Origin of the sequence: Halarsenatibacter silvermanii (assembly GCF_900103135.1) — a bacterium.
Classification (GTDB): Bacteria; Bacillota; Halanaerobiia; order Halanaerobiales; family Halarsenatibacteraceae; genus Halarsenatibacter; species Halarsenatibacter silvermanii.
In genome coordinates, this window is record NZ_FNGO01000006.1 from 1 (window position 1) to 25,340 (window position 25,340).

At 45.0% G+C, this 25,340-nt stretch carries 26 protein-coding genes; all 26 read left to right on the forward strand.

Annotated elements, in window-relative coordinates:
* The coding region (locus BLT15_RS13200) for a hypothetical protein (protein WP_159429812.1) at positions 1-245 on the forward strand (245 nt) is incomplete at its 5' end.
* An 11-nt stretch (positions 246-256) separates the two neighbouring features.
* On the forward strand, positions 257-1,285 hold the full coding sequence (locus tag BLT15_RS04300) for a prepilin-type N-terminal cleavage/methylation domain-containing protein (protein WP_143423012.1): 1,029 nt from the start codon (positions 257-259) through the stop codon (positions 1,283-1,285).
* 39 nt (positions 1,286-1,324) lie between these two features.
* Positions 1,325-1,888 carry a tRNA 5-(aminomethyl)-2-thiouridylate-methyltransferase MnmM gene (mnmM, locus tag BLT15_RS04305; RefSeq protein WP_159429813.1) on the forward strand — a complete coding sequence of 188 codons (564 nt, stop codon included), beginning with the start codon at positions 1,325-1,327 and terminating at the stop codon, positions 1,886-1,888.
* 16 nt (positions 1,889-1,904) lie between these two features.
* Complete coding sequence (locus BLT15_RS04310) at positions 1,905-3,581, forward strand: GspE/PulE family protein (protein ID WP_234985504.1); 1,677 nt, start codon at positions 1,905-1,907, stop codon at positions 3,579-3,581.
* A 53-nt stretch (positions 3,582-3,634) separates the two neighbouring features.
* Positions 3,635-4,699: a type IV pilus twitching motility protein PilT gene (locus tag BLT15_RS04315; RefSeq protein WP_089759032.1), complete on the forward strand. Its 1,065-nt coding sequence runs from the start codon at positions 3,635-3,637 to the stop codon at positions 4,697-4,699.
* 54 nt (positions 4,700-4,753) lie between these two features.
* Positions 4,754-6,001, forward strand: a complete 1,248-nt coding sequence (locus BLT15_RS04320) for a type II secretion system F family protein (protein ID WP_089759034.1) — start codon at positions 4,754-4,756, stop codon at positions 5,999-6,001.
* Positions 6,002-6,077: 76 nt separating this feature from the next.
* Complete coding sequence (locus tag BLT15_RS04325) at positions 6,078-6,821, forward strand: prepilin peptidase (RefSeq protein ID WP_089759036.1); 744 nt, start codon at positions 6,078-6,080, stop codon at positions 6,819-6,821.
* Between the two features lie 111 nt (positions 6,822-6,932).
* On the forward strand, positions 6,933-7,982 hold the full coding sequence (gene pilM, locus BLT15_RS04330; RefSeq protein ID WP_159429814.1) for a pilus assembly protein PilM: 1,050 nt from the start codon (positions 6,933-6,935) through the stop codon (positions 7,980-7,982).
* On the forward strand, positions 7,972-8,484 hold the full coding sequence (locus BLT15_RS04335; RefSeq protein WP_089759040.1) for a PilN domain-containing protein: 513 nt from the start codon (positions 7,972-7,974) through the stop codon (positions 8,482-8,484). Before pilM (BLT15_RS04330) ends, BLT15_RS04335 begins: the two co-directional genes overlap by 11 nt.
* A 3-nt stretch (positions 8,485-8,487) precedes the next feature.
* Positions 8,488-8,994 (forward strand): type II secretion system protein GspM, encoded by a 507-nt coding sequence (gene gspM / locus BLT15_RS04340; protein ID WP_089759043.1) that lies wholly within the window; start codon positions 8,488-8,490, stop codon positions 8,992-8,994.
* Positions 8,995-9,050: 56 nt separating this feature from the next.
* A complete protein-coding gene (locus BLT15_RS04345; protein ID WP_089759046.1) occupies positions 9,051-9,614 on the forward strand; it encodes a hypothetical protein in 564 nt (187 codons plus the stop codon).
* A gap of 66 nt (positions 9,615-9,680) precedes the next feature.
* The gene (locus BLT15_RS04350; RefSeq protein ID WP_159429815.1) at positions 9,681-11,999 is read left to right on the forward strand and encodes a secretin N-terminal domain-containing protein; all 2,319 of its coding nucleotides are present in this window, start codon (positions 9,681-9,683) and stop codon (positions 11,997-11,999) included.
* Positions 12,000-12,058: 59 nt separating this feature from the next.
* Positions 12,059-12,493: a bacteriohemerythrin gene (locus BLT15_RS04355; protein WP_089759051.1), complete on the forward strand. Its 435-nt coding sequence runs from the start codon at positions 12,059-12,061 to the stop codon at positions 12,491-12,493.
* The gene (locus BLT15_RS04360) at positions 12,483-12,947 is read left to right on the forward strand and encodes a chemotaxis protein CheX (RefSeq protein WP_089759053.1); all 465 of its coding nucleotides are present in this window, start codon (positions 12,483-12,485) and stop codon (positions 12,945-12,947) included. The genes BLT15_RS04355 and BLT15_RS04360 overlap by 11 nt, the downstream gene beginning before the upstream one ends.
* 385 nt (positions 12,948-13,332) lie before the next feature.
* Positions 13,333-15,009, forward strand: a complete 1,677-nt coding sequence (locus BLT15_RS04365) for a GspE/PulE family protein (protein ID WP_089759054.1) — start codon at positions 13,333-13,335, stop codon at positions 15,007-15,009.
* 20 nt (positions 15,010-15,029) lie between these two features.
* Entirely contained in the window at positions 15,030-15,173 is a 144-nt protein-coding gene (locus tag BLT15_RS13530) for a hypothetical protein (RefSeq protein ID WP_234985505.1), read from the forward strand.
* Complete coding sequence (locus BLT15_RS13720) at positions 15,170-15,568, forward strand: prepilin-type N-terminal cleavage/methylation domain-containing protein (protein WP_089759056.1); 399 nt, start codon at positions 15,170-15,172, stop codon at positions 15,566-15,568. Before BLT15_RS13530 ends, BLT15_RS13720 begins: the two co-directional genes overlap by 4 nt.
* 272 nt (positions 15,569-15,840) lie before the next feature.
* The gene (locus tag BLT15_RS04375) at positions 15,841-17,076 is read left to right on the forward strand and encodes a type II secretion system F family protein (protein ID WP_089759058.1); all 1,236 of its coding nucleotides are present in this window, start codon (positions 15,841-15,843) and stop codon (positions 17,074-17,076) included.
* A 100-nt stretch (positions 17,077-17,176) separates the two neighbouring features.
* Positions 17,177-18,271 carry a pilus assembly protein PilM gene (gene pilM, locus BLT15_RS04380; protein ID WP_089759060.1) on the forward strand — a complete coding sequence of 365 codons (1,095 nt, stop codon included), beginning with the start codon at positions 17,177-17,179 and terminating at the stop codon, positions 18,269-18,271.
* The gene (locus BLT15_RS04385) at positions 18,261-18,782 is read left to right on the forward strand and encodes a PilN domain-containing protein (RefSeq protein ID WP_089759062.1); all 522 of its coding nucleotides are present in this window, start codon (positions 18,261-18,263) and stop codon (positions 18,780-18,782) included. Before pilM (BLT15_RS04380) ends, BLT15_RS04385 begins: the two co-directional genes overlap by 11 nt.
* Positions 18,779-19,312 carry a hypothetical protein gene (locus BLT15_RS04390; protein WP_089759064.1) on the forward strand — a complete coding sequence of 178 codons (534 nt, stop codon included), beginning with the start codon at positions 18,779-18,781 and terminating at the stop codon, positions 19,310-19,312. Before BLT15_RS04385 ends, BLT15_RS04390 begins: the two co-directional genes overlap by 4 nt.
* Positions 19,313-19,343: 31 nt before the next feature.
* Positions 19,344-19,823 (forward strand): hypothetical protein, encoded by a 480-nt coding sequence (locus BLT15_RS04395; protein ID WP_089759065.1) that lies wholly within the window; start codon positions 19,344-19,346, stop codon positions 19,821-19,823.
* Between the two features lie 59 nt (positions 19,824-19,882).
* Positions 19,883-22,456, forward strand: coding sequence for a secretin N-terminal domain-containing protein (locus tag BLT15_RS04400; protein WP_089759066.1), 2,574 nt, complete (start codon positions 19,883-19,885; stop codon positions 22,454-22,456).
* Positions 22,457-22,629: 173 nt separating this feature from the next.
* On the forward strand, positions 22,630-24,168 hold the full coding sequence (locus BLT15_RS04405) for a pilus assembly PilX N-terminal domain-containing protein (RefSeq protein WP_089759068.1): 1,539 nt from the start codon (positions 22,630-22,632) through the stop codon (positions 24,166-24,168).
* 19 nt (positions 24,169-24,187) lie between these two features.
* Complete coding sequence (locus BLT15_RS04410) at positions 24,188-24,544, forward strand: PulJ/GspJ family protein (RefSeq protein WP_089759070.1); 357 nt, start codon at positions 24,188-24,190, stop codon at positions 24,542-24,544.
* 53 nt (positions 24,545-24,597) lie between these two features.
* Positions 24,598-25,110 (forward strand): type II secretion system protein, encoded by a 513-nt coding sequence (locus BLT15_RS04415; protein ID WP_089759073.1) that lies wholly within the window; start codon positions 24,598-24,600, stop codon positions 25,108-25,110.
* The last annotated feature ends 230 nt before the right edge of the window (positions 25,111-25,340 follow it).

The window sequence follows — 25,340 nt, forward strand, 5'->3', positions numbered from 1 at the left end:
ATATTGATATTGAGATTGAAAGCAATGAAGTTGAATTTACTGATGATTGGACATTTGAAGATATTTATGGAGATATTGATATTGAGATTGAAGGCGATGTTGAATTTACCGATGATTGGACGTTTAAAGATATTTATGGAGATATTATTGATATTGAAGCAGAGGGAGCAGAAGCTAATTTTGCCGATGATTGGACGTTTGAAAATATTGATGGGGATATTGAAGGGGATATTGAAATTGAGTAGGATTGAAATTGATGAAGATGGGCAAGATTATTTTAGGAAGTGATATTATGCTGAATAACAAGGGTATAACATTAGTTGAAGTAATTTTGGCCCTTTCTTTAGTCGGTATAATTGGATTAATGGCAGCTGGTATTCAGACAGATATTTATGAAATTTTTTATACAGAGGCAGATAACACGTCTTTTCATATAAATCTGCAAACAATGCATCAGCTTTTTAGAGATGAGTTAGTAGGGATGGAGGTAAATACTGATAGTGGAGATTATTCTTTTGAATGGAATAATGCCGAAGACGAATTGGTGAGAAAAGATTTAAACAACAGCAATAATGATTTTAGTTTGAGATTTCAAGAAGATCGAATAGAAGAAATAGAAATGAAAAAGGACAACAGTATGCTTAATATAACAGTGAAATACAACATGTATGAGGATAGCAATGAAAGTAATAATAGTGATAACAATGAAAGGGAATATAAAATATCTGTTTATGAAAATTATATTGACGAGGACATAAACTTAGTTAGTGAAGATGATAAGCTATATTTTGAAATTCCTGTCGGTGAATTACCAGCGGATGAATTGGGATGGGTAAATCCCCCAGGGGAAGGGCAGGCGGACCCCAGATGGATTGAAGAATTTAAAGATGCGCCCCAAGAAGAAGACCCAAATTATCATTCAGGAATAGTTATATTTTCTGAAGAAAATTTGCATCATTGGGTTGCTGCAAAGGAAAAAACTAGTTTGGAAGCAGTAAAAGGATTCATTTTTGAAGTAAAACTTGAAGTTAGAAACGATGGAGAGCTAACGCTTACTTCTGATAAAGATATAATTTTTGAAGATGAAGTTGATATTAAAGGTGAACTAGATATAAATGCAGGTGGAGATGTTATTTTTGAAGATGAAGTTGATATTAAAGGTGAATTATGCTTTGAGCAGAAAACCACAGTGGAATATGAGGGCGAAACAGAAGATTTTGGTGGCCATGAGGATGAAAAGAAAAATTGTTATGATGAAGATGATTTTCATAATAAATTCGATTAAATTTTACATGTAGATTCAAATTAAGTGGAGGCTAAAACCGTGAAACTACCCCAGGCAGTTAAATTCAGCCATTATTTGCTGGAACGTTTTGTCGAAAAAAGAGATGTAGTGCTCGATGCCACCTGCGGCAATGGTCACGATACGGTTTTTTTGGCCGATCTGGTCGGTCGGGAAGGAAAGGTTAATGCGATCGACATTCAGCAGGAAGCTGTGGAGAATACTGAAGAAAGGTTAAAAGATAATGAAATGCTTTCCAGAACTGAGCTGGTCTGCGGTGATCACTCCCGGCTGGAGGAGCATTTTTCCGAAAGCGATTATAAAGCTGCCGTCTTCAATCTGGGTTATCTGCCCGGCGGTGATAAATCGATAATTACCAGGCCCAAAACTACCCTGGCTGCCCTTAAAAAAGTGTCTGCCAGAATTATCTGCGGCGGAGTTTTAGTGGTGGTCGCCTATCCGGGTCATGAGGGTGGGGATGAGGAGCTGCAGGAGGTATTGAACTGGGCTGAGAAACTGGAAAGCGAAGATTTTAATGTGCTGCATTACCATTTTATAAATCAACCTTCGGATCCGCCCGAGGTTATAGCGGCTGCGCGAAGATAAAACGGGGGGTTAAATAGTGTCGGAAGAAAAAAAGCGTCTGGGAGATCTGCTGCTGGAATATGATTATATCGATGAGGAAGAGTTCGAGGAGGCTTTAGCCCGCCAGCAGGAATCGGATAAAAGACTGGGGCAAATGCTCGTCGATCTGGGTTATATCTCCGAAAAAGATTTGATTCAGGTGCTCGAATTTCAACTGCAGGTCCCTTATGCTGATCCAGAAAAGTATTATTTTGATTCCAGTCTGGCTGAATATCTGCCGGAAAATATTGCCCGACGCCATAACATGGTTCCTCTAAAAAAGAATGATGACACGCTCATGGTGGCCATGACGGATCCCAATGATGTTGTTGCCATCGATGATGCTGAGATGTCATCCGGGCTGGAAATTCAGCCAATGATCGGAACGCATGAGGAAATAGAAGCAGCTCAGGATAAAATTTACCGCGGGGAAGCTGTCGAACTGGAAGAAATAACCGATTTTCAGGAGATACAGCAAGCAGACGATGAAGAGCTCGAAGAGGATGAACTGCAGGAGATGGTCGAGGAAGCTCCTGTTATCCGTCTGGCCAATAAAATTATATCCGAAGCCTATGAACAGGGAGCCAGCGATATCCATATAGAGCCGGGCGAGGATAAGGTTAATGTCAGAAACAGGATAGATGGGGTTTTGCACAGTCAATTTACCGTGCCTAAATCGATGCAGGCTGCTCTCATCTCCCGTTTTAAGATAATGGCTGATCTCGATATTACCGAACACCGACTGCCTCAGGACGGCAAGGTCAAGATGGGAGTTAAAGGCGAAGAGCTCGATATGAGAGTTTCCACCCTGCCGCTCATCAACGGCGAAAAGGTGGTAATTCGTCTTCTTTCGCGCGATTCTTCTCTGCTGCATCTGGATAATCTCGGTTTTAAGGAATCCAATCTGGATAAGTTCAGGAGGCTGATTAAAAAACCTCACGGAATTTTGCTGGCTACCGGACCCACCGGCAGCGGTAAATCGACCACGCTATTTGCCGCTATCAACGAGATGAATCGGCCTGACCGCAATATAGTCACCATCGAGGATCCGGTTGAGTATCAGCTTTCGGGCATCAATCAGGTCCAGGCCAATGAAGATATAGGCAGGGATTTTGCCACCTCACTGCGTTCGGTTCTCCGCCAGGACCCCGATATAATCATGGTGGGAGAGATTAGAGACGAGGATACCGCCGAGATAGCCGTCAGGGCTGCCCTGACCGGTCATCTGGTATTGAGCACTCTGCACACCAACGATGCTGCCAGCACTGTGACCCGGCTGGTCGACATGGGTCTGGCCTCTTATCTGGTGGGAGCTTCGGTCATTGGGGTTGTGGCTCAAAGACTAGTTCGCAGGCTCTGTCCTAACTGTCGCAGTAAAAAGAAGGAGATTGATGAGGTTGACAGGAACTTTATAGGTGAAGCTGATGTTGACGAAATTTACAGCTCCCGGGGCTGTTCTGAATGTGACGGCACCGGTTATCATGACAGAATAGCTATTCAGGAGGTGATGCCGGTATCGGAAGATATATCTCGTCTTATAGCTTCGGGGGCTAATCAGGACGAGATAAAGGATAAAGCCCGGGAAGAAGGTATGATGACGCTCAAAGAAGATGGGCTTTACAAGCTTGAACAGGGGCTTACCGATGTCGAAGAACTGAAGAGGATGATGTTCTGAAATTAGAGTTCTAAAATTAGAGCGGGTTTTAGATTTGAGGTGATCAGCAATAGATGAATCTAAAAAAAGTTCTGGAAGAAATAGTCGAGAATGACAACATCTCCGATCTTCATCTGACGGTTAATTCCCGGCCAATAGTGCGCGAGACCGGCCGGCTGGAATACTATTCCGGCGATGTGGGTAAGCTGGGAGGCGATGAACTGAGAAAGATTGCCCGCAGCATAATGGATGAAGATCAATGGTCAAGATTTCAGGAGGAGGGAGAGCTGGATTTTTCCTACAGCCTGCCCGGAGTTTCCCGCTTTCGTATCAACGTTTACCAGCAGCGGGGATCTGTATCGCTGGCCCTGAGGATAATTCCTCAGGGTGTGCCCAGCATAGATGAACTGGGACTGCCCCAGGTGCTCAAAAAGCTGGCCCGCCAGCGGCGGGGGCTGATTCTCTGCACCGGTCCCACCGGCAGCGGTAAATCTACAAGTCTGGCGGCTATGATTCAGGAGATTAACAAAAACAGAAAAGCCCATATCATAACTCTGGAGGATCCGATCGAATATCTTCATAATCACCGCCAGAGCATTGTTCATCAGCGCGAGGTCGGCAGCGATACCACCAGCTTCTCCAAGGCACTGCGGGCCGCCCTGCGTCAGGATCCGGATGTCATTCTGGTCGGTGAGATGCGCGATCTGGATACTATATCGATAGCTTTGGAGGCGGCCGAGACCGGCCATGTTGTGATGTCGACACTTCACACCAACAGCGCCGCTCAGACGGTTGACCGTATAATCGATGCATTTCCCTCCGGCCAGCAGGAGCAGGTCAGGACCCAGCTGGCTTCGATAATAAAAGGTGTAATAGCCCAGCAGCTTCTGCCGAAAAAAGATGATGATGGAAGGATAGCTGCTTTTGAGATAATGGTCGGTACCTCGGCTGTCAAAAATATCATCCGCGAGGGCAAATCAAGCCAGCTGGAATCGGCCATACAGACCGGCGGCAAACACGGAATGATCATGATGGAAAATTATCTGCTCGATCTTTATAATCAGGGTAAAATTTCCCGGGAGACGGCCGTCGATCGGGCCCGCAACACCGATTATCTGCGCAAGCGGATCAACAGATAAAAACCGGTTAAAAAAAAACAATCGAGCCAGTGAGAAGCCAACGGAGGAATAGTTATGTCACCGGAGTTTAATTACAGGGTTCGCGATCGAAGTGGTAATACCGAAGAGGGTACCGTCAGAGCTTCCAGCCGCAGTGAAGCAGCCAGAACCCTGCGGGAAGATGGTTATTTTGTCGCCTCCCTGGAAGAGATGGAACAGGAAGATGAAGGAGAAGGAGGAGGATTTCTGGACCGGGAGATAGATCTCTCATTTCTGGCCTTTTGGCGGGGAGGGCTCGATACCGAGGGTCTGGCCAAGTTTTCCGAGCAGTTTTCTGTTTTGATTTCGGCCGGTATACCCATCGTCGATGCTCTTGATATCGTGAGAGAACAGACGGAAGCCGACCATTTTGAGCAGGTACTGGAAGAGATTATAAGCGATATCGAAGGAGGCGAGGGTTTTTCCAGCGCCCTGCAGCAGCATCCGGACTATTTTCCCTCTTTTTTCTGTCAGCTAATCAGAGCAGGTGAGACCGGCGGTATTCTGGATGAGGTGCTGGTGGAACTGGCTCAACATTACCGCCGCCAGCATGAGATAAAAGAGGATATAAAATCGGCCCTGTATTATCCCGTGGCTATTATTGCGATAGCTGTTGCCGCCATTATATTTCTACTGACTTTTGTGGTGCCTGAAATCATGGAAATTTTTGATGCGCTGGATGTTGTCCTGCCGCTTCCGACTTTAATCCTCATAGGTATGAGCAATTTCATGCAGGCATTCTGGTGGCTTCTGCTGCTGGCGATTGTAATCTTATTTATGGCCGGTTTATCTTTTTATAGAACCAGGCGGGGCAAATTAATCTTTGATACCATAATTTTGAAAATTCCTCTGGTGGGATCGCTGGTTTTGAAAATATCGATAGCTCGCTTTTCCCGCACGCTGGCCCTTTTGCTGGACAGCGGAGTCAACCTCCTCTCAGCCCTGCCGGTGGTAGAGGAGATAGTTGCCAACCGAGTAATAGAAAAATCTCTGATTGAGGCCCGGGGACGTCTCAGAGGGGGAGTTAATATCTCTCAGCCCATGAGGGAAAGCGGGCTTTTCCCGCCTATGGTGGTGCAGATGATCGAGGTGGGGGAAGAAACAGGCAGCCTGGCCGATATGCTCAACAAAGTTTCCGGCTATTATGAGATGGAGGTGCAGAAAACCATCCAGGGATCGATCTCGCTGATAGAACCGGCTTTAATAGTTTTTCTGGCTGTTGTAGTAGGTTTTATAGCTCTATCCGTCGTTCTGCCTCTATTCGATCTCTATGCAGCATTATAATTTCCGATCTAAAACTGTCTTCAATTTGCGCTGGCTCTGCCGGAAAATAATCTGGATCAAAAAATGAGGTATTGCCATGCAGTCATTTATCTTTCTGCTGCTGGGTCTTATCGTCGGCAGCTTTATAAACGTCCTGATAGTAAGAGTTCCCCGGGGCCAATCTATAATCAATCCCCGCTCCCATTGTCCCGATTGCGGCCATGAGCTGAAAGCTTTTGAGCTGATACCGGTCTTGAGTTTTATCCTGCTGCGGGGAAAATGCCGCGAGTGCGGGGTTACTATACCGCTGCGATATCCGCTGGTAGAACTCATGACAGGATTTTTGTTTTTGGCCAACTTTTATTTGGCGGCTGAACCGGTGGAACTAATTTCGGGGATGGTATTCATAACCCTGCTGCTGCCTTTGAGCGTGATCGATCTGCGCGAGCAGATACTTCCCGATAAATTGAACCTGGCCGGCATGGCGGCCGGCCTGACTTTAAGTTTTTTTCGGGTCGATTTCACTCCTCTGACCTCGATTTCCGGCATTCTGGCCGGCGGAGGTTTCCTTTTTGCCCTGGCGATCATTTCCCGCGGAGGTATAGGGGGCGGAGATATAAAGCTTATGCTTTTTACAGGTTCTTTTTTGGGAGCTCCGCTGGTGCTGATCAGCATATTTCTGGCCGCAATTCTGGGGCTTATAGCCTCGCTGCCCTCGTTATTTCGCGGACAGATGGGACTTAAAAGCAAACTGCCCTTCGGCCCTTTTCTGGCGCTCTCAGCTCTAATTTTATGGTATTTCGGCGCTGAACTTCTTTCGTTTTATCTGCAGCTTTTTTAAAAACTTTTTACCGGGCTTTTTACAGTCGCTATAATAATGTTATAATTATGATACAGTCTACATTTGACAGTCTATATTCGCAATTGGTCGCCAATGAATGGGGAGTTAATAATGTTTAATAGAATAAAAAAGATCCTGTCCGGAACCCGATTTACTGCGGTTGATTTTGGCCACAGCAGCATCAAGCTGGCTCAGGGAAAGGCCAGAAATAATTCTTTTGAGTTGACCGGGCTCGACCGGGAAGATCTGGAACCGGGCGCTGTAAAAGAGGGAGAGATAGATGATATTTCTCTGGTGGTAGAATCGATGGAAAAGCTTTTACAGCGGGGGCTGCGCAGAAAAGGCGAAATTCTTTATGCTCCCGCCTCCGGACAGATTGTTGTCAGGATAATAGAACTTCCGCAGATGCCGGAAGATGAGCTGGAAGAAGCTATCCGCTGGGAAGCTGATGACTATCTGCCGATACCTATCGATCGGGCTGAGCTGGAATATATAATTCTGGAGGAGCTGGAAGAAGAGTATCGGGTTCTGATCTCGGTTATTCCCGGCGAGGTGCTGGTTGACTATCAGGAGGTTTTCAGCCAGCTAAATCTGAAGCCGAAAGTGGCCAATTTGCAGGAACTGGCCTTAGTATCACTGCTTCTATATCTGGATGAATTCTCCGAACCGAGCGCCATTATAGATATGGGCGGCCGGAGAACCCAGGTGGTCATCGGGGCAGATCACAATATATTTTTATGCCGCGGTTCTGATGTGGGTGGTTCGGATTTCACCGAGTTTTATCAGGCCGAAGCGGAGAGCTGGCAGGAAGCTGAGGACCTTAAACGCGAGCGGGGAATTCCGGCTGAAAGCAAGGATTTTCTGGAGCTTGAGAGCAGTCCTTCCATTCAAATCGATAATTTAATCAGGGAAATCGAGCGCTCGCTCAACTATTACAGCAGTCAAAATAGGGGAGAGACCGTCGAAAATATTTATTTTACAGGCGGAGGTTTTAAGCTTGCGGGCCTGGTGGAGAGAATCGAGGAGCAGCTCAATATCGAGATGACCGGGCTTGATTTCACCGAAAAACTGGGATTTTCCCCGGAAAACTCCGATGCTGATGATTTCCACGGTGTGAGTGTCGGCCTGATGGCCAGCGAGGTGATCGAAGGTGAGGGTTAATTTTCTCGACGAAGAAAAGATTTCCCGGGAGATAAGGTGGGACCAGATATTTATAGTGCTGGCGATCATTTTGCTGCTGGCCGCGCCGGCCCTGCATTTTTCCTACCATCTTTATGGTGCCCGTCAGATAGAAAATGAGATCGACAGGGTCAACCGCCAGATAGGTCTAATCCAGGCCGATGTGGAAGAGCACCAAAGACTGGAGGAGCAGGTTGAGGAATATCAGGAGATTATCGAGGATCGCCAGATGCGACATCTGCTGCCCGAAGCCCTGCGCAGCCTGGGTGAAGAGATTTCGGCAGACATTCATCTGGAATATCTGGAATTTTATGAAGGGGAAATTTTTATCGGAGGAGTCGGCAGTTCGACGGGGGAAGTGCTGGGTTATGCCTCAAGCTTAGAAAGGGCTGCACCTTTCAGCTCGGCTGAAGTGGAAAATTTGGACAGCAACGATACCGTCGATTTTGATATGCATCTGGAAGTAAAGCGGGAGGGGGAGTGAAAATTGCTGGATAGATTTTCAAAGCGGGAAAAGCTTTTCCTGCTGGCAGGATTTCTGATAGTCGGGCTGACCCTTTATTATTTACTTCTTTTTTCTCCCCTGCGTGAAGAGACAGCAAATTCCCGCCAGCAGCTGGAAAATCTGGAGCGGGAGTATGAAGATTATCTGAGCCAGATCGAAGATATACCCCGCCTGGAAGAAGAACTGGAGGAGCTGGAAGAAGAGGTGGGAATCGCAGATGAAGCAGAAGGTCCTGATCGAAAGGAAAATGTGCTGGATTTTTTGGATGAAGGCCTGGCCCGTCATGATCTAAACCTCCGCAGCTACAGCCCTGAATCCGCTGAAGATGGGGACTTTGTTCATCTCCAGTTAGCCGGCAGCTACCACGGGCTGCTGGATTTCATCGGTCGCAGCTATGAACATTATCCCCGGCTTAAAGCTGAAGAGATGTATATAAATATGGAGGAAAATGTTCTCGAGATCGAAATATTATTATTTCTGGAGGATTAGAGCAACAGGATATTAATTATCTTCAGGCAGTAAAATCTGAGGAGTGTAAGTTCAAAATGAGAAAAATTTTCAGCTGTTCTGGCAAAAAATATATATCTACGCTGCCGGCTGTTCTTCTGGCGATGGTTGTAATTTTAATAATTATCCTGTTTTCTGGCTATCAGCTGCAGGCAGAGAACGAAGAAGCGGATTCACAGACCGAGGAAATAGAGGAAATGATCGAACAGATGCAGATCGATCCCGAGAATTTAGAAGAGCTGGAAGATCTCGATTCGGAAGAGCTGGATCTGGACTCGCTGGAAAATGGATCGATCTCTCCTGAAGAACTTATGCAGATTAGAGATCCTTTTTCTGATCCTGACGCCTCTGAGGAGGAGATAGAGGAGGAGCCGCCGGAAGAACCGCAGATAGAGGAAGACGAGATAGTTCCGCCGGAATTTACCCTGCTGGGCTATACTCATCTTGCCGGCAGATATTTGCTTGCCGTCTGGCATCAGGGCGAGGCAGAACTCCTGGCTTCCGGCGATTCGCTGGCAGGCTTTGCTTTTCGGGAGTGGCGGGATGACAGAGCAGTTTTTGAAAAAGAGGGAGAAACATTTTATCTCAGCACCGGGGAGTGAGAATCTATGGAAAGAAACTCAAATCATACCAGCAAGATTTTAAAATCGTTGGTGTTATCATTCCTAATGATGATTTTGCTGTTGATGTTTTCGATTGGCGGGGGGCTTGAGAGCCTCCAGGCGGTCGAGCTTGATGACCAAAAAATAGATATGGAGTACGTGGATACGCCGGTGCGGGAGGTTTTACGTTCGCTGGCCAGGCTGAGCGGCGAGAATATCGTTTTTGATGAAACTGTTGAAGGCGAGATCACGCTCGAGCTTGAAGGCGTGGATCTGCGCACGGCGATGGATAAAATTCTCTCGGTAAAAGATCTTGATTATTACATAGAGGACGAGATCATGGTGGTGGCCAGTCCGGAAAGGATCGACGAACTTTACCGCGAGATAGAGCGCAGATTATATACTCTCGAGCATACAGGAACTCAGGAAGCCTCCGAGCTGATAGGTGAAATGCTGCCTCAGGTCGATGTCGATATGCTGCCGGATCAAAAGAGACTCATTTTAAGCGGTCTTCCTGAAAATTTGCAGGAAGCTGAAGAATTATTGCAGGAGATAGACCAGCCCATACCTCATGAATCGCAGGTTTTTTCTCTGGAAAATATCTCCCCGGAAGAAGCAGCTGCTGAGATCGAAAGCCTTTTTCCCGATATTTTTGTCAGTGCCCGCCAGGCTTACGGTGATATCATTGTCCGGGGTCATACAGATGAGCTGAATGAAGCCGCAAAATTAATCGAGGATATCGATATCCCTCGCGATAAAATCAGAGAAACATATTTACCTGCAGATCTCGATCCCGAAGATTTACAGAGGCGATTGATGGAAATTTATAGCGAAGAGGAACTAAATGTGCAGATCAGCGAGGGCATTATAACACTCGAAGGGCGTCCTGCAGCAGTGGAAGAGGCGATAGGTGTCATGTCTGAACTGGAAGAAGTGGAAGAAGAGCTGGTGGAGACTTCAGTGAGGCTCAACTACATAGATGTCGAAGAAATGCAGGAAATAATCACCGGCATGGAGGAAGGTATCAGCCTGCAGGCCAGCACCGAGCGCGACACACTTTTTTTGCAGGGAGGGGAAAGCAGGGTCCGTCGGGCTGAAGATGCAGTCAGAGAGCTTGATCATCCCCGTCGGCAGGTGCTGCTTGAAGTGAATGTAGAAGAAATTTCCCTTGATGTTCTGGAGGAAAAAGGCATTAATGTGGACGAACTGAGGGAGGACGTTTCAGCTATAGGACTCGATTATGATGACGATTATCTGATCTCCGGATTCGATGTCGATATGCCCGAAGTTTATGATTTATTTGAAAAGGAAGATGCAACCGAAACACTGGCCACTCCCAGTCTGCTGACGCTGGATGGGGAAGAGGCGGAGCTGGAAATTGTTGAAGAAGTCCCTTACAGAGAAGAAACCGACGTGGACAATGGAACTGATGTCAGCTGGGAATACGAAGAAGTGGGTGTAACTTTGAATTTCAATCCTTCGGTGACCGAGGAAGATACCATCAATCTGCATATGGAACCCGAAGTCAGCACAATCGTAGATAGAGAATTTGAGGGGGCGCCTCCTGAAACCAGAGCCAGAAGATTTGAAAACACGGTCAAACTTCATGACGGCCAGACTTTTGCCGTGGGAGGCTTGATTCAGGAAGAAGAAAGACATGACATGCGGCAGATACCCTATCTGGGAGATCTTCCCCTGCTGGGCAGATTATTCAGCTACGAAGAGCTGCAGGAAGATCAGACAGAGATTTTTATCTTCATAGAAGCTCATATTGTTGACATTATGGAGGACGATCTGGATATGGAGGAGATCGATCATGAAGTCTTTGAGGACAGAGGGGAAGATTTTGAAGTTCATTCTGATCCCTATGGAGGGATGAAAGATGAGCAAACCCAGGAGGATCTTATCGAACCTGAAGCAGAGCTCGATGATCCTGAAACCGGCGAAATTTTGCCGGAAGAAGATAAAGATGAATCGCTGACAGATAGGATGGATGAAGTCATAGATGATTTTATGTCTCGATATGAAAATGATGAAAATAATTATGATAATGATGTAGATAACGGCAAAGATGAGAACCAAAGTATGGACGGGGAAGTTGATTTTAAAACTACTGAAGAAATGCCGGAGCCCGAGCATTTACAGGCTGATGAGCTGGAATCCAGATACCTGATTCAGACAGGAGCCTTCAGCGAAAAACGGGGAGCAGAGATCCAGGCCGGTAATCTTTTAAAGAGGGGATATTCGGCATTTTTATATAGCAGTGAGCCCTACACCGTACAGGTAAAGGGCGGTCAAAACCGCGAGGAAGCTGAAGAACTGGTCCAGGAACTGGAAAAGCTGGTTGATGAAGTTTTATTGCATCGTCCGGAAATTCAGGAGTAACTCATTTCAGTTAATATCATCGGTATTAAATACGAAATCTGAAAGGAGAATATCGTATTATGATGTGGAAAGAGCAGTACCGGCTGGGGATGGAGAAGGTAGACCAGCAGCACCGCGAGCTTTTCGACAGGCTTTCCTCCTTTATTCAAACTGTCAGAGATGACGATATGGAGTGGGAAGAAAAAATCCCGGAAGTGAAGGAAACGCTGGAGTTTATGAAGGAATATGTTGTTGTCCATTTTGATTCCGAGGAGGAATTTCAGCAGGAGATTGATTACCCGGGTTTTGAAGAGCACAAAAAGATCCATGAAAGATTTAAACAGGAAGTAGCTGACTTTGCCGAACAATTTGAGGAAGAAGGGTTTGAAGAAGAGCTGGCTCAGGAGTTCAGCGGCAAGTTAATGGCCTGGCTGATAAACCATGTCACCGGCGACGATCAGAAGATAAGTGATTATCTCGATCAAAGAGGGAAGGATGAGTCCGATGAAAGCTGATTTTGTCAACCCAATATACGAAGCTACCACGGATGTGCTGCAGAGCATGCTCGAGCTGGATGTAAAGCGGGGAGAGCTGAAAACCAGCGAGGAATTGATATCGGGCAATGAAGCCAATGTTGCTATCGGTGTCACCGGTGATCTTTCCGGCTCGATACTTTTCAGTTTCAGCCGGGATATGGCTCTTTCCATGGTCGAATCGATGGCCGGCATGGAGGTAAATGAACTCGATAAGTTTGTCACCTCGGCCCTGGGAGAGGTGGCCAATATTATCAGCGGCAATGCCGCCACTTTTTTAAACCAGCAGGATTATGACTGTGATATAGTACCGCCCCGGGTCATAATAGGGGAAAATCAATCGCTGTCGATGGCCACCGACAGTGTGCTGGTGATCCCGCTCAAGACCGATATGGGAGAATTTGAGATAAACCTGGCCATCTGGTCGAATAAATAATTTAAATTGCATTCAGACTATGGGAGGATAATAGGAGGGGGTCGGTAGGTTGAAAGTTCAACCTACCGACCCCCTCCTTTTGTCTTCCTTATGAAAAAAATATAATTTTTCGTCCAGGAATTTTTTATGTGACCCGGATGTGACCCAAATCAAAGTCAGATGTGACTGCAATTACAGTATAAATGTGATAGTATTGAACTATGATGGTTAAATATATAAAACAGTGAATATATATTTATACAGTAAAAAATTTATTATATTTCTTTTATTTTTCTTTATTCAATGGTATAATTAATTTAGTATGAAGATGCTTTACTCGATCTTTTTATTTTTTTAAATTATTATTAATAATATTATGAAATTTACTCTGAATAGGGGTGATGACTTGGCACCGCGGAGTATCAAAAAAATAGGAGAGATGTTGATAGATTTTGATTATATTTCCAAAGAAGAGTTAAAAGAAGCGGTCAGGTTAAAAAATAATTCATCGGAAGATAAAAAAATAGGTGAGGTCATGGTTGATCTGGGATATATTTCGGAAAAAGAACTTCTCCAGGTGCTGGAAATGCAGATGGGAATTCCCATCGCCGAGCTGAGCGATTACTATCTCGATCCGGGGCTGGCAGATTATTTACCCGAAAATATTGCCCGGCGTCATCTGGCCGTACCCCTGCAGAGGGATGGTGAGCTTTTGCTGGTGGCCATGAGCGATCCGACCGATCTAATCGCCATAGACGATATAGAGCGGGTCTCAGGTCTTAATGTCAAACCGCATATCAGCTCACCGGGCGAGCTGCGCAGGGCGCTGGACTGGATATACACCGAGGACAGCATCGATATAGGTAAATTTCTGGAGGATTTTGAACAGCAGGAAGAAGAGGATTACGCCGAGGATGAACTGAGAGAGATGGTCGAAGAGGCTCCCATCGTAAGGCTGGCCAACACCATCATCAGCAGAGCCTATCAGCGGGGAGCCAGCGATATCCATGTCGAGCCGGAAGAGGAGTATATAAGGATTCGTTATCGTATCGACGGTGTACTGCGGGAGGAGATGAAAGCTCCCAAATCATCCCAGCGGGCATTGGTTTCCCGCTTTAAAATAATAGCCGATCTGGACATCACCGAACACCGGGTCCCCCAGGATGGCAAGATTCAAATGTCTGTCAAGGGCTATAAGATCGATATGAGGGTTTCGACTCTGCCCACTGTTCACGGAGAAAAGGTGGTGATTAGGATTTTGACCAGGGATTCCGAGCTTTTGGACCTGGAAAATCTGGGGTTTTCCAAAGATAATCTGGAGGTATTAAAAAAGCTGATAAAAAAACCCCATGGAATTCTACTGTTGACCGGACCCACCGGCAGCGGTAAAAGTACCACACTTTTTGCCTCGATTAACGAGATCAATGAGGACTCGCTGAACGTAGTAACCATCGAGGATCCGGTGGAATATCAGCTGGAAGGTGTCTATCAGGTCCAGGCCCGGCCTAAAGCAGGACTTACCTTCGCCCGCACCCTGAGATCAATTCTAAGACAGGATCCGGACATTATAATGATAGGAGAGATGAGAGATTCGGAGACGGCGGAGATAGCGGTGAGAGCTGCGTTAACCGGGCACCTGGTATTCAGCACACTTCACACCAATGACGCGATAAGTTCGGTGACTAGATTGGTCGATATGGGTCTACCCTCATATTTAGTTTCTTCCTCGGTGATCGGGGTGGTGGCCCAGCGGCTGGTGAGAAGATTGTGTCCTGACTGCCGGCGCGAAGCTGAACTTACCGGCGAAGATAAGGCTTTTCTGGCTCCAGAAACGGTTGAACAGGCTTTCACCTCAGATGGCTGTAAAAAGTGCGGCGATACCGGTTACAGCGGCAGACTGGCTCTGCAGGAGATACTGATAATGGACTCAGAGATCAAGGAATTAATTTCCGGCCAGGCTGATGAGGAGAAGCTGAAGAGAAAGGCTCTTTCTCAGGGGATGACAACGCTTAAAGAGGATGGGGTTGGTAAACTCAGGGAGGGACTGACCGATGTAGACGAGCTCAAGCGCATTATTTTTTAAACTATGAATCCGAAAGATGATTGGTGAGGACAGGCAGGGGCAGGTCAAAAATCGATTTAAGTTTAAAAATATCCCAAAAAAGGAGGGGAGAGCAAGACCAGAAAAGTGAGCAGGCGAGTAAAGAGAAGCGTAAATCAAAAATATTTGAGGAGGATGAAAAATGAATAGACTTACAAAAGTATTTAGAAACCAGGGCGGTTTTACACTGATTGAACTATTGATAGTTATAGGCATAATTGGAATTCTGGTAGCGATTATTCTTCCCAACTTCGGTGATCTTTTTGCACGAGCTGATGAAAGCGCTGCCCGGGCAGATATGAATGCCCTGCGGGCTGAAATATATGCTTTGCGAGCTGAACTGGGAAGCTGGAGTGCAGTAGAAGAAAATGAAGAAGTAGATGCATTTGATACCATAGGAGATAAAGGATATGAAGAGTTCTTTGCTGATTGGAGTGAACTTGATGATGGTGAATTTACTTTTAGATTGCAATATGGTACTGAAACAGAAGACTCCATTTGGCTGACAGAGGATGGAATTTTTGATGAGGATCCAGCATAGTTATTAAACCCATAAATATGCCGGCAGTTAAGGCATAAAAGCTGCAGAGCAGCGCTGTTGTAAAGGCAGATCTTATTCAGACCTCTGGTCTGGCTGGAGCCAGCAGTTTCGAAAAGATTTTGAGAAGCTGCTGGAGCTGGCTTTGTTTTTTCCCTCACTGAGACCGGTGATTAATATAAAACGGAGGGGGCTGGAAAATAAAATGGGAGATTGCAGCCCCATCCGGATTATATTAAAAACTTACAGGCTGAAAAAGTAGGAGGTGGAATCATATGTCCCCTGAATACACCTACAGAGCTAGAAGCAGCAGCGGTGATATTGTAGACGGAGTCGTAAATGCGGACAGTCAAAAAGAAGCAGCTCATATTTTGCACGAACAGGAACTATTTATAACCTCTCTCGATCAAAAACAGGATACTAAAGAAGGCGGATTCAGCCTCAATATGGATCTAAGCAGCATATCCCCCTTCGGCAAAGGTTTTAAAACATCTGACCTGGCTCATTTTTCCCGGCAGTTTTCTGTGCTGGTGGCGGCCGGAATACCTCTGGTTCAATCGCTGGAAATTATGCGTCAGCAGACCGAAAAGGAAAATGTCAGAGAATTGCTCACCGAGGTGCGCCAGTCGGTGGAAGCAGGTACTTCCTTCTCCGAGGCACTGGCCGAACATCCGAATTATTTCCCCAACCTTTTCGTCCAGCTGGTGCGGGTGGGAGAAACCGGCGGAGTTTTAGATGAAGTTTTAAAAGAACTTTCAGCCTATTATCAGCGCCGGGATGTTATAGCCAAAGAGGTAAGAGGAGCTCTTTATTATCCGGCTTCGATACTGCTGGTAGCCACAGCTGTTGTAGTTATCATGCTGACCTTTGTAGTCCCCACCATAACAGATATGCTGGTGAGTCTGGGTGGAGATCTGCCCATTACCACCCGCATAATGATAGGTACCAGCAGTTTTTTGAGCTCATTCTGGTGGCTTATCCTGGGAGGACTGGCGGCTTTGTTTTTGATCTCCAGGTATTATTTTAATACCGTTTCGGGCAGGTTAAGGCGCGATAAAGTTTTGTTAAAACTGCCGGTGGCCGGAAGTTTGATCAGAAAAGTTCAAATTTCCCGTTTTGCCAGCACTTTATCGCTGATGCTTTCCAGCGGAGTTAATTTGCTCAATGCTCTGCCGGCCATGGAAAACGTCATAGAAAATCAGGTTCTCAAAGATGTACTGGAAGAGGCCCGTTCGCGGGTCAGAGAGGGATCTGACCTTTCCCGTCCTCTGAAAAAAAGCGGTGAATTTCCACCGATTGTAATCCAGATGCTGCAGGTAGGAGAACAGACCGGAAGCATGGAGGAGATGCTGGATAGACTGGCTGAATACTACGAACTGGAAGTGGAAAAAGCGATCGAAGGTGGTATTTCTCTGATAGAACCGATCATAATAGTGATGATGGGAATTGTAGTTGGCGGCATTGTGGCTTCGATCATTCTGCCCCTCTTCGATATTTACACTCAGTTTTAAAAAGACAGAAGATAAAATATTTTTGAAAAATAAAAAAATAAATCTGACCTAAAATAAATTGGCCGCAAGTTCATAAAGCGGCAGCCGGGAGCTGGTAATAATGGGATTAAATCCGTTTAAAAAAATAAGAGGTGAAAAACTTACCGCCATCGATTTCGGCCATCACAGCATCAAATCTGTCCAGGGACGAAGCCGCGGAGGTGAGGTTAAAATACTGGGCGGAGTGGAAAAAAGGCTGCCGGAGGCTGCTATAAATCAGGGCAGGATTGAAGATGTATCTCAGGTGGCCGAAACTCTTGAGGAGCTCTTCCGGGAGCTTCCTTCCTCGCCGGGCAAAATAATATTCTCTCCGGTCTGCGGCAGAGAATATATCCGCCGGATTGATCTGCCGGATATGCCGGAAGATGAGCTGAAGGATGCAGTCGGCTGGGAGATAGAGAAATATCTGGATCAACCCCCCGAGACCACCGCCTATGACTATATAAAATTGAGCAAAAATGGCAGCGGACAGGTACTGCTGCTGGTTGTACTCGATCGCAGTGAGCTGAAAAAATACGAGCAGGTTTTCCAGAAAATTTCCTATCCTCCTCAGACTGCCAATATTCAGGATCTGGCCCTGGCTTCTCTGGTGGCCTATCAGGGAGAATGTGAAAATGACTTCATGATATTGAATATGGGTTCGCAGAAAACAAGAATAGTAATTGCCCGCAGTGACAATTTCTTTTTGAGCAGGACAGTGGAGCTGGGCGGCCAGGATTTTACCGAAGTACTGAAAAAAACCGGGCTGAGCGGCGAAGAGGCTGAACGGGAAAAAAGAACCAGAGAGCTTATTATGAATGTGGACGAAGTAGAGCCCGAGGAAATTGATATAGATCTTAGCTTTACAGAAGTGGATGACAAAGGCAGAGAGTTGATCCCGCTGGCTGACGAGCTGGTGGCGGAAGTGAGCAGATCGCTCGATTTTTACAGCAGCCGACATGCGGGTGAATCGCTGGAAAAAATATTTTATACCGGCGGCGGTTTTGCTCTCAAAGGCCTGGGCGATTATCTGAACGATAATGTAAAACCACCTGTTCAGGCTCTGCCATCCTTTGCCAGGTTTAAAGGTAATCCGCCCTCTGAAGCTGGCTCGGGCAGCAGCATGGCAGCAGCAGCAGGACTTTTGGTTAGTGAGGTGATGCATAATGAGGGTTAATCTATTCGATGAAAAGAAGGTCCGGCGCAAAATTAGATGGTCCAGGATCTTAACCGCGGTGCTGGTTATAGCATTTGTAATCACACCCGCAGCGCATTTTTATTCCAATCATCAGGAGCTTGCAAGTCTTAGAAATAGAAGTCAGAGCCTGGCAGTTCAGCTCGATACACTGCGGGTAGAAGAGGAAACCTATTTTGAGCTTCGCGAAGAAATAAGTGAATTTGAAATGCCTGAAGAAATAATCATTTCCCGGTACAGGCTGCGCGGTCCCATGCAGGAATTCGGCGAAATAATGCCCGAAGAGCTGACACTTACCCGCATGGATTACAGCGATGGGGACATGATGCTGGAAGGATTTGCCAGCGAGATAGAGATGATTTTAGAACTGGCCGAAAATATTCACAAATCTGAAATTCTGGGACTGGAATCGCTGAGTCATTTTCGCAGAGGGGATTACGTTGAATTTACAATGGCTCTCCATTTTGATACCAGAGAGGAGCTTTCCCGATGAGGAACTTAAATAGAAGAGAGAAAATTTTATTAATAGTTATTGTTTTTCTGGCGGTGACAGCCGGTTATTACTATCTTGTCTATCAGCCGATGGAAGAAGAAAAAGAGATGCTGGCTCAGGAAATTACCATACTCAACAGCAGTATTGCCAGTTCTCTGGATAGAATAGTACAAATACCCGAGCTGGAGGAAAAACTGGCAGATCTGCACCGGGAAAGAGAAACTGTCCTGGAGATGGGTTATCGCGATTCCGAAGAGGTTTTGGCCCGATTGAATTCTTTTTCGAGTCAGTCAGAGATGACACTTGACGGTTATCAGCTGGGCAGTGCCAGTGATGGTTATCCCTTTAATTTGAGCGGAAGAGGAAATTATATTCCTGTACTGAAATTTATTTGGTTGATAGATGACTGGGATTATCGGCTTGAGATGGAAGATTTCACCCTGACTGCAGAGGGCGAGAACGGAGAATTGCTGGCCGACTTCGATTTTTTCTTTCATCAGCATGAAGATATTAGAAAGTATCTGGATTAATTTTGATAGACCAGAGGGAGGAGGGAGGAAGATGAGAATAACGGGATTTACTTCAATTTTGCTGATATTAATTTTAATCTTTGCTTTCCAGCTGGCAGTATCTGCTTCTTCGTATGAAAATGAGGAGTATGAAGTTATTATAGAAGAAACGCTTAAAGAGGCGGAGGCTGAAGAAGAATTTGATGGAGAAGAGTTCGAATTGAATGGAGAATTGGAGCTTTTGCGTGATCCTTTCGCCTATTATGGCAGAATAGAGGCAGAGGATATAATTGAAGAAGAAGAGGAGGAGGCCGAAGTTTTTCAGCCGGCCGCAGCTGTCTCAAAGCCTTCATTTACCATCACCGGAGTATTGCAGCGTGAGGGAATGATGGTGGCTCTGGTAAGAAAAGGATCGTCAGTGGAAATGATCAGATCGGGGGAGGCGATAGACGGCTATAGACTGGTCGGCTGGCAGGACAGGGAAGCTATTTTTGAAAAACAGGGTCAGCGTTTTAATCTGTCGCCGCAATAAAGATAAACCAGAATAGGAGGAATTAATATGCTTATTATAGAAAAGGGGGGGCTGACACCATGAGACATTTTATCAGAGAAAGCAGGCTGAATAAAATTTTAACCGGTCTTTTGATCGCCGCTTTCATCCTGACAACAGTGATGCCGGCAGCTGCTTCACCCGGCAATATAGATTTAGAATATCGCAGCACTGAAATTCAGGATGTGATCAGATCGCTGGCCTTTGTAGCGGGCGAAAATATCGTTGTTGACGATTCAGTTCAGGGAGAGGTCACCGTTCAGCTGACAGGGATGACATTTGAAAGAGCGTTGGATCATCTATTGAGAATTAAAAACCTGGAAAAACACAGAGAAGATGACGTTTTGATAGTCGCAACCAGCGAACGAATAGATGAACTTTATCGCGAACTGGAAAGAGGTCTGGTGTCTCTGGATTATCTGGGAGCTGATAAAGCAGCAGAAATAATTAGAGAGCTCCAGCCGGGGATAGATGTTCAGGTTTTGACCGGACAGAATCGGCTGATCCTGAGAGGTTTTGCCCATCAGATGAAGGAAACTGCTGATTTGCTGGCTGATATCGATCAGCCCGAAGAGCGCGAACAGGAAGTTGTAGAGGTTCATCGTCAGAGCCCGGAAAATGTTGCCGAAGAACTGCGCGAGCTTTTTCCCGGCTTAACCGTCCGTCCCAGACCGGGAACCGGGGATGTAATTATCCACGGCCGGCCCGATACAGTCCTTCAGGCAGTTAATCTGGTCGAGTTTTTGGATGTTCCCGATAGGGATATCGAAGAAATTTACCGTCCAAAAAGAGTCAAAGCCGATCAGCTTTACAGCCATATAACCGGTCTCTATCCCGAAGAAGCACTGGAAATAAATATGCGTGAAAATGTAATCTTTTTACACGGCAGCCCCGCTGTCGTAAATGGTGCGCTGGAGATGCTGGAAAAACTGGACGAGGCAGAATTTATCGAGAGCAGCCTGGCCTTTCAGGCCGATTATATCGATGTAGAAGATCTGGTGGAAATTTTCGCAGAGCTCGATCCCGATCTCAGAGTATCCAGCAGCCAGGGCGGACGCAGGATTGTATTGAGAGGTGAAGAAAATTCGGTACAGCTGGCAGAGGAGCTGATTAATTCTCTGGATGTACCCCGCAGGCAGGTAATGCTTGAGGTGCGCATCGAAGAGGTATCTCACACCCTGCTCAAAGAAAGAGGCATAGATCCAGATGAAGTCGGCAATTTTACAACATTCGGCGTCGATTACGACGATGATTATCTGCCGCGAAGATTCGATATGGAAATACCGGCCGATTTTTATAAGCTTCTGGATGAAACAGATTCCTCGCAAACTCTGGCCCATCCCCGCTTGATGACGCTTGACGGTGAAGAGGCCAGCCTGGTCATAGCGGATTTAATCCCCTATGAAGTGATAGAATACGATGGAGATAGAGAAATAAGCAGCATCGATTTTGAAGAAAAAGAAGTAGGTATCACCATGGAATTTGTACCCACCATAACCCGTGATGACACGATTACCCTGGATATCAGGCCGGAAGTCAGCACCCTTATACAGGAAGGTCCTGAGCTGACCCCACCTCAGGTTAGATCCCGGGAGTTTCACAATATAGTAAACCTCAGAGATGGCCAGACCTTTGCTGTGGGAGGTTTGATCCACGAGGAAATACAGGAATTGAGCAGGAAGTTTCCTGTGCTGGGAGATCTGCCGGTGCTGGGCACAATCTTTTCCTATGAACGGGAAAGAGACGTCAAAACAGAGATCATAATATTCATAACACCCAGAATTATCGATCTGGATGAAGGTCTACCCGATCATTTGAGTGAATTGGGAGCACCGAAGTTGAGGGATTATGATGAAAGAGGCTATAGAATAGAAGAGGACAGTATGTTTCGAGAGGAGATTGAAGAAAGAAAGTCGGAGGAAGCTCTAGAAGAAATTATACCCGCCGAGGAAATTAAAGCTGATGAGGAAATAAAAGAAGAACCTAAAGCCGAACGGGATGAGAAAAGAAAGCCCTTGAGTGAAAGAATAGATCGGGTACTGGAAGAACAGCTCGAAAAATATCGTACTCCGGATGAAGATGATGAAGCTGACATGAAAGATGAAGAAAAAGAAGATCAGGATGAGATTGTAGATGAAATTATGGATGCCAAAACTGAAGAAGAAATGGACCTTGATGAGGAAGAGATGGAAATTATAACAGAAAATCTGATGGATGAAGATCGCGACAGAAAAGAATTAAAAGAAGATGATATTACCAGGGAAAGACTGCAGAAAATAATTTTCCGTTCCCGTTTAAATCGAAGGACGGACTGGCCTGAAGAGGTGGAGTATACCTTCCTCTCTGATGAATTTATAAGACAGAATGATCTGCAGGAAATGTTCGGAATGGAAAGCGATCTGGAGTATACCCGTGAAAGCCAGCGCGGCGATCTGCTTTACACCGTTACCCTGCCGGGTGAGATGGTTTACCGGCTGGGAGATAATGAGACGCTGGGAGAACTGGCCGACAGAAGCGGGATTTCCGCAGAGACCATTCTGGCAGCCTCGGGTATGACAGCTGATGAGGTAAGCGGCGGAGATCTGGTAGTTATTCCCTGGCCCAAACTGAAGTAATTGGTCTAAAAAGGTGCCCCTGACAATTTGTAATTGGCTGATAAAATAAAGATTTTGATCCGGGGCACTATTTTTTTCTAAGATAACCGGGACAGTATAATATAATTAAATTACTCCCCTAAAAAGGAGTGTTAGAAAAGGTTTTCATTAGGTCGTACAGGAGGGGACTTAACATGTTTCGGAATAATGAAAAGGGTATAGCCTTGATAATGGTTTTGATAATGCTGGCGGTGGTGGGTGTTCTGGCTGCCATGCTTTTAAGCAGTGCCAGAACTCATTCAAATATAGCAATGCACGAGGAGAACATGTCGAAAGCTTTTCATTCGGCTGAGGCTGGCGTGGAGTTTGTGAAGGCTAATATATCTGATGTTGTGGTTGCTGCTAATGAAATAAATGATGTTAACGACGGAGATTATTACCTGGCATTTGACGGTGACGAAATTGTTTTTGATTATATTAATAGTGGAGAAGGTCATGTTAGTGATGAGGAAGATAAGTGGCGGAGAAGCGATATATTTGCTCTGTTAGAAGATATTAATGATATTGACGACTTTGATATTGACTTTAAAATAGAAGTTTTAGACAATGATGGGGATATTAAATTACTTTCTACAGGCAGATATTTTACAGGTGACAATAATAATTATTATAAAGAAGAGATAGAATTTGAATTGGCTTACGCTGCCGGCGCTGGAAGCGGAGGGTTTTTAGGGATTACAGGAAATGATGAAGTTTATCTGATAGGTCCAGATACTGATTGGAAAAATTTTGGTGATGAGACTCCTATACTAGAAGAAGGAAAATTTCAAGGAAATATATATGGAGGAGCCTGGGATGGTAATAATTTGTTATTAGCTGGTGATGTGGCCGGGGGTAATAATATATTTTTTAATGATGCCTTGACAAAAGATGCCTGGGAAGCAGAGCATTTCAAAAGCGACGGTGCAAATCATATAAAAGATATAATTTATTGTGAAGACAGCGAAAGATTTTATAATATAAATCACAATGGTCGCATTCATGAAGCATATTTTGATGGTACAGAATGGCAGAATAATGTTTTGCACAATGAACCGGGATTAAATCTTGGTAATGTTAGATCAACACTTGGTCAGGATAAGTTAGTATTTGTTGAACGAGGTGGCGGGGGTACAAATACTGTATACACTTATGATATAAATAATGATGAATTTCATGAATTTAATCCTTCTTATTTTGAAGATGCAAATGATGTTGCCTATGGTAAAGATGATAAAATAGACAGGTTTGTCGCTGTTGGATATGAAGGGAAAACGGGCGAAATATATTACTCAGATAATGGTGAAGATTGGCATCTAGCTACTGATACGGGATGGGGTTGGGAAATTGAAGCAGTTACCTGGACAGGAAAAAGATTTGTAGCTGTAGGTCATTCAGGTCATATAGCTACTTCTACCGATGGAAAAGTCTGGGATGAATCTGAAAGAGTTACCGTGCCATATACTAGAAAATTGACAAATGTAACTGGAGATGGAGATTTTGTTATCGCCTCTTCTCAGGATCCTTATTATGAAGGTGTAGGTACAATTAATGTTTCATTTGATGGCGGAATCAATTGGGATGGTTATGATGGCAGCGTATATGGTGATATTCCTGATTTTAAAGATATTATTAGCGTAGGAAAAGGAAGTGGGAGCCCGGAACCATATCTTAGTTCCTGGAAGCAATTATAAATTAAAGGAGGCCATTTAGATGAGATATTTGCATAATCAAGAAGGCTTTTCTCTTATAGAAATATTGGTCGCCCTCACTCTGGGAGCGTTGCTGGTCATGGCCTTTTCCGGTGCTTTTTCAGTCGGCTTCCAAACTGAAGCGAGAATGGATGATAGATTGGAGACCAGGCGTGTTATTGATAATGTCATTGAAGAATTAAGAAATGAGGATCTGAGTGGTGTGATAGATGCTGCTTCGCTAAAAAGTAAATTGGTAGATGATTATAATATTGATCAAGAAACATTAAACGTAACAGAAGTAGATAATAATTTATACTATATCAAAATTGAAATTGAAAACTACAGCACAGAAGCCCTGGTGGCGGCGGGTAATTAAGGGAGAAGTTGAGGGCAAAATAGAGTATTAATCTTTGGAAGCAGGTGAACAATATGGACAAATTAAAGTATTTCTCAAAAAATCAAAGCGGTTTAACCCTGATAGAGCTCATCATATCCATTGCCATAATGGGGGTTGTAATAGCCCTGGCTTCTACGATGATTATACAGGCTTTTAATTTGGCCCCTGTGGGGTCGCGCAGGATGAGCGCGGGACAGCTGGCGGAAATGCATATTACCGAGATATCTCGCTATATCAGGAATGCAAGAGTAAATGATAAAATCTCAATTTCGGTGGCGGTGGATAATGTATATGACGGAGAAGTTACAATCGGCAGTGATAATGAAGATTATTCTGAAGAAAACTTTGGACAGCCTTCTAAACTCGAACTAACTTTTTATGATCAAAATAATGAAACTATAACTTTTTATGACATCACCGGCTTTAAAATGGAATATAAAGATAATGATAATAATGGCAGATACAGTTACGAAATTGAGCTGACAAAAGAGGTCGATAATGAAGCGGCAGCGGTGAAGGCTATAATCTCACCGCGCAATCAGTAGAGACAGCAAAATTGATCAGCAGAGCCAGTTAAAAATTTGCCCAAAAAATTGAGAATAAAGGACGAAACTTCTTCAGCGCCGGCAGCAGGACCATTTAAAGCTGGCGCTTCTATAAATAATTAGAGAATCTAATAAGAAACATAATATAAAAAATAAAATCAAACTTGAAATTTTTATCTTGTATGGTAATTTAATAAACAAGATTAATGAACTTTGTTAATAAATATCAT

Bases quoted from the DNA above. Each gene is read 5' to 3' on its own strand.
- BLT15_RS04300 (WP_143423012.1), top strand. From the start codon at position 257: ATGAAGATGGGCAAGATTATTTTAGGAAGTGATATTATGCTGAATAAC.
- BLT15_RS04315 (WP_089759032.1), top strand. From the start codon at position 3,635: ATGAATCTAAAAAAAGTTCTGGAAGAAATAGTCGAGAATGACAACATC.
- BLT15_RS04320 (WP_089759034.1), top strand. From the start codon at position 4,754: ATGTCACCGGAGTTTAATTACAGGGTTCGCGATCGAAGTGGTAATACC.
- BLT15_RS04325 (WP_089759036.1), top strand. From the start codon at position 6,078: ATGCAGTCATTTATCTTTCTGCTGCTGGGTCTTATCGTCGGCAGCTTT.
- pilM (WP_159429814.1), top strand. From the start codon at position 6,933: ATGTTTAATAGAATAAAAAAGATCCTGTCCGGAACCCGATTTACTGCG.
- BLT15_RS04345 (WP_089759046.1), top strand. From the start codon at position 9,051: ATGAGAAAAATTTTCAGCTGTTCTGGCAAAAAATATATATCTACGCTG.
- BLT15_RS04350 (WP_159429815.1), top strand. From the start codon at position 9,681: ATGATGATTTTGCTGTTGATGTTTTCGATTGGCGGGGGGCTTGAGAGC.
- BLT15_RS04355 (WP_089759051.1), top strand. From the start codon at position 12,059: ATGATGTGGAAAGAGCAGTACCGGCTGGGGATGGAGAAGGTAGACCAG.
- BLT15_RS04360 (WP_089759053.1), top strand. From the start codon at position 12,483: ATGAAAGCTGATTTTGTCAACCCAATATACGAAGCTACCACGGATGTG.
- BLT15_RS13720 (WP_089759056.1), top strand. From the start codon at position 15,170: ATGAATAGACTTACAAAAGTATTTAGAAACCAGGGCGGTTTTACACTG.
- BLT15_RS04375 (WP_089759058.1), top strand. From the start codon at position 15,841: ATGTCCCCTGAATACACCTACAGAGCTAGAAGCAGCAGCGGTGATATT.
- pilM (WP_089759060.1), top strand. From the start codon at position 17,177: ATGGGATTAAATCCGTTTAAAAAAATAAGAGGTGAAAAACTTACCGCC.
- BLT15_RS04385 (WP_089759062.1), top strand. From the start codon at position 18,261: ATGAGGGTTAATCTATTCGATGAAAAGAAGGTCCGGCGCAAAATTAGA.
- BLT15_RS04390 (WP_089759064.1), top strand. From the start codon at position 18,779: ATGAGGAACTTAAATAGAAGAGAGAAAATTTTATTAATAGTTATTGTT.
- BLT15_RS04395 (WP_089759065.1), top strand. From the start codon at position 19,344: ATGAGAATAACGGGATTTACTTCAATTTTGCTGATATTAATTTTAATC.
- BLT15_RS04400 (WP_089759066.1), top strand. From the start codon at position 19,883: ATGAGACATTTTATCAGAGAAAGCAGGCTGAATAAAATTTTAACCGGT.
- BLT15_RS04405 (WP_089759068.1), top strand. From the start codon at position 22,630: ATGTTTCGGAATAATGAAAAGGGTATAGCCTTGATAATGGTTTTGATA.
- BLT15_RS04410 (WP_089759070.1), top strand. From the start codon at position 24,188: ATGAGATATTTGCATAATCAAGAAGGCTTTTCTCTTATAGAAATATTG.
- BLT15_RS04415 (WP_089759073.1), top strand. From the start codon at position 24,598: ATGGACAAATTAAAGTATTTCTCAAAAAATCAAAGCGGTTTAACCCTG.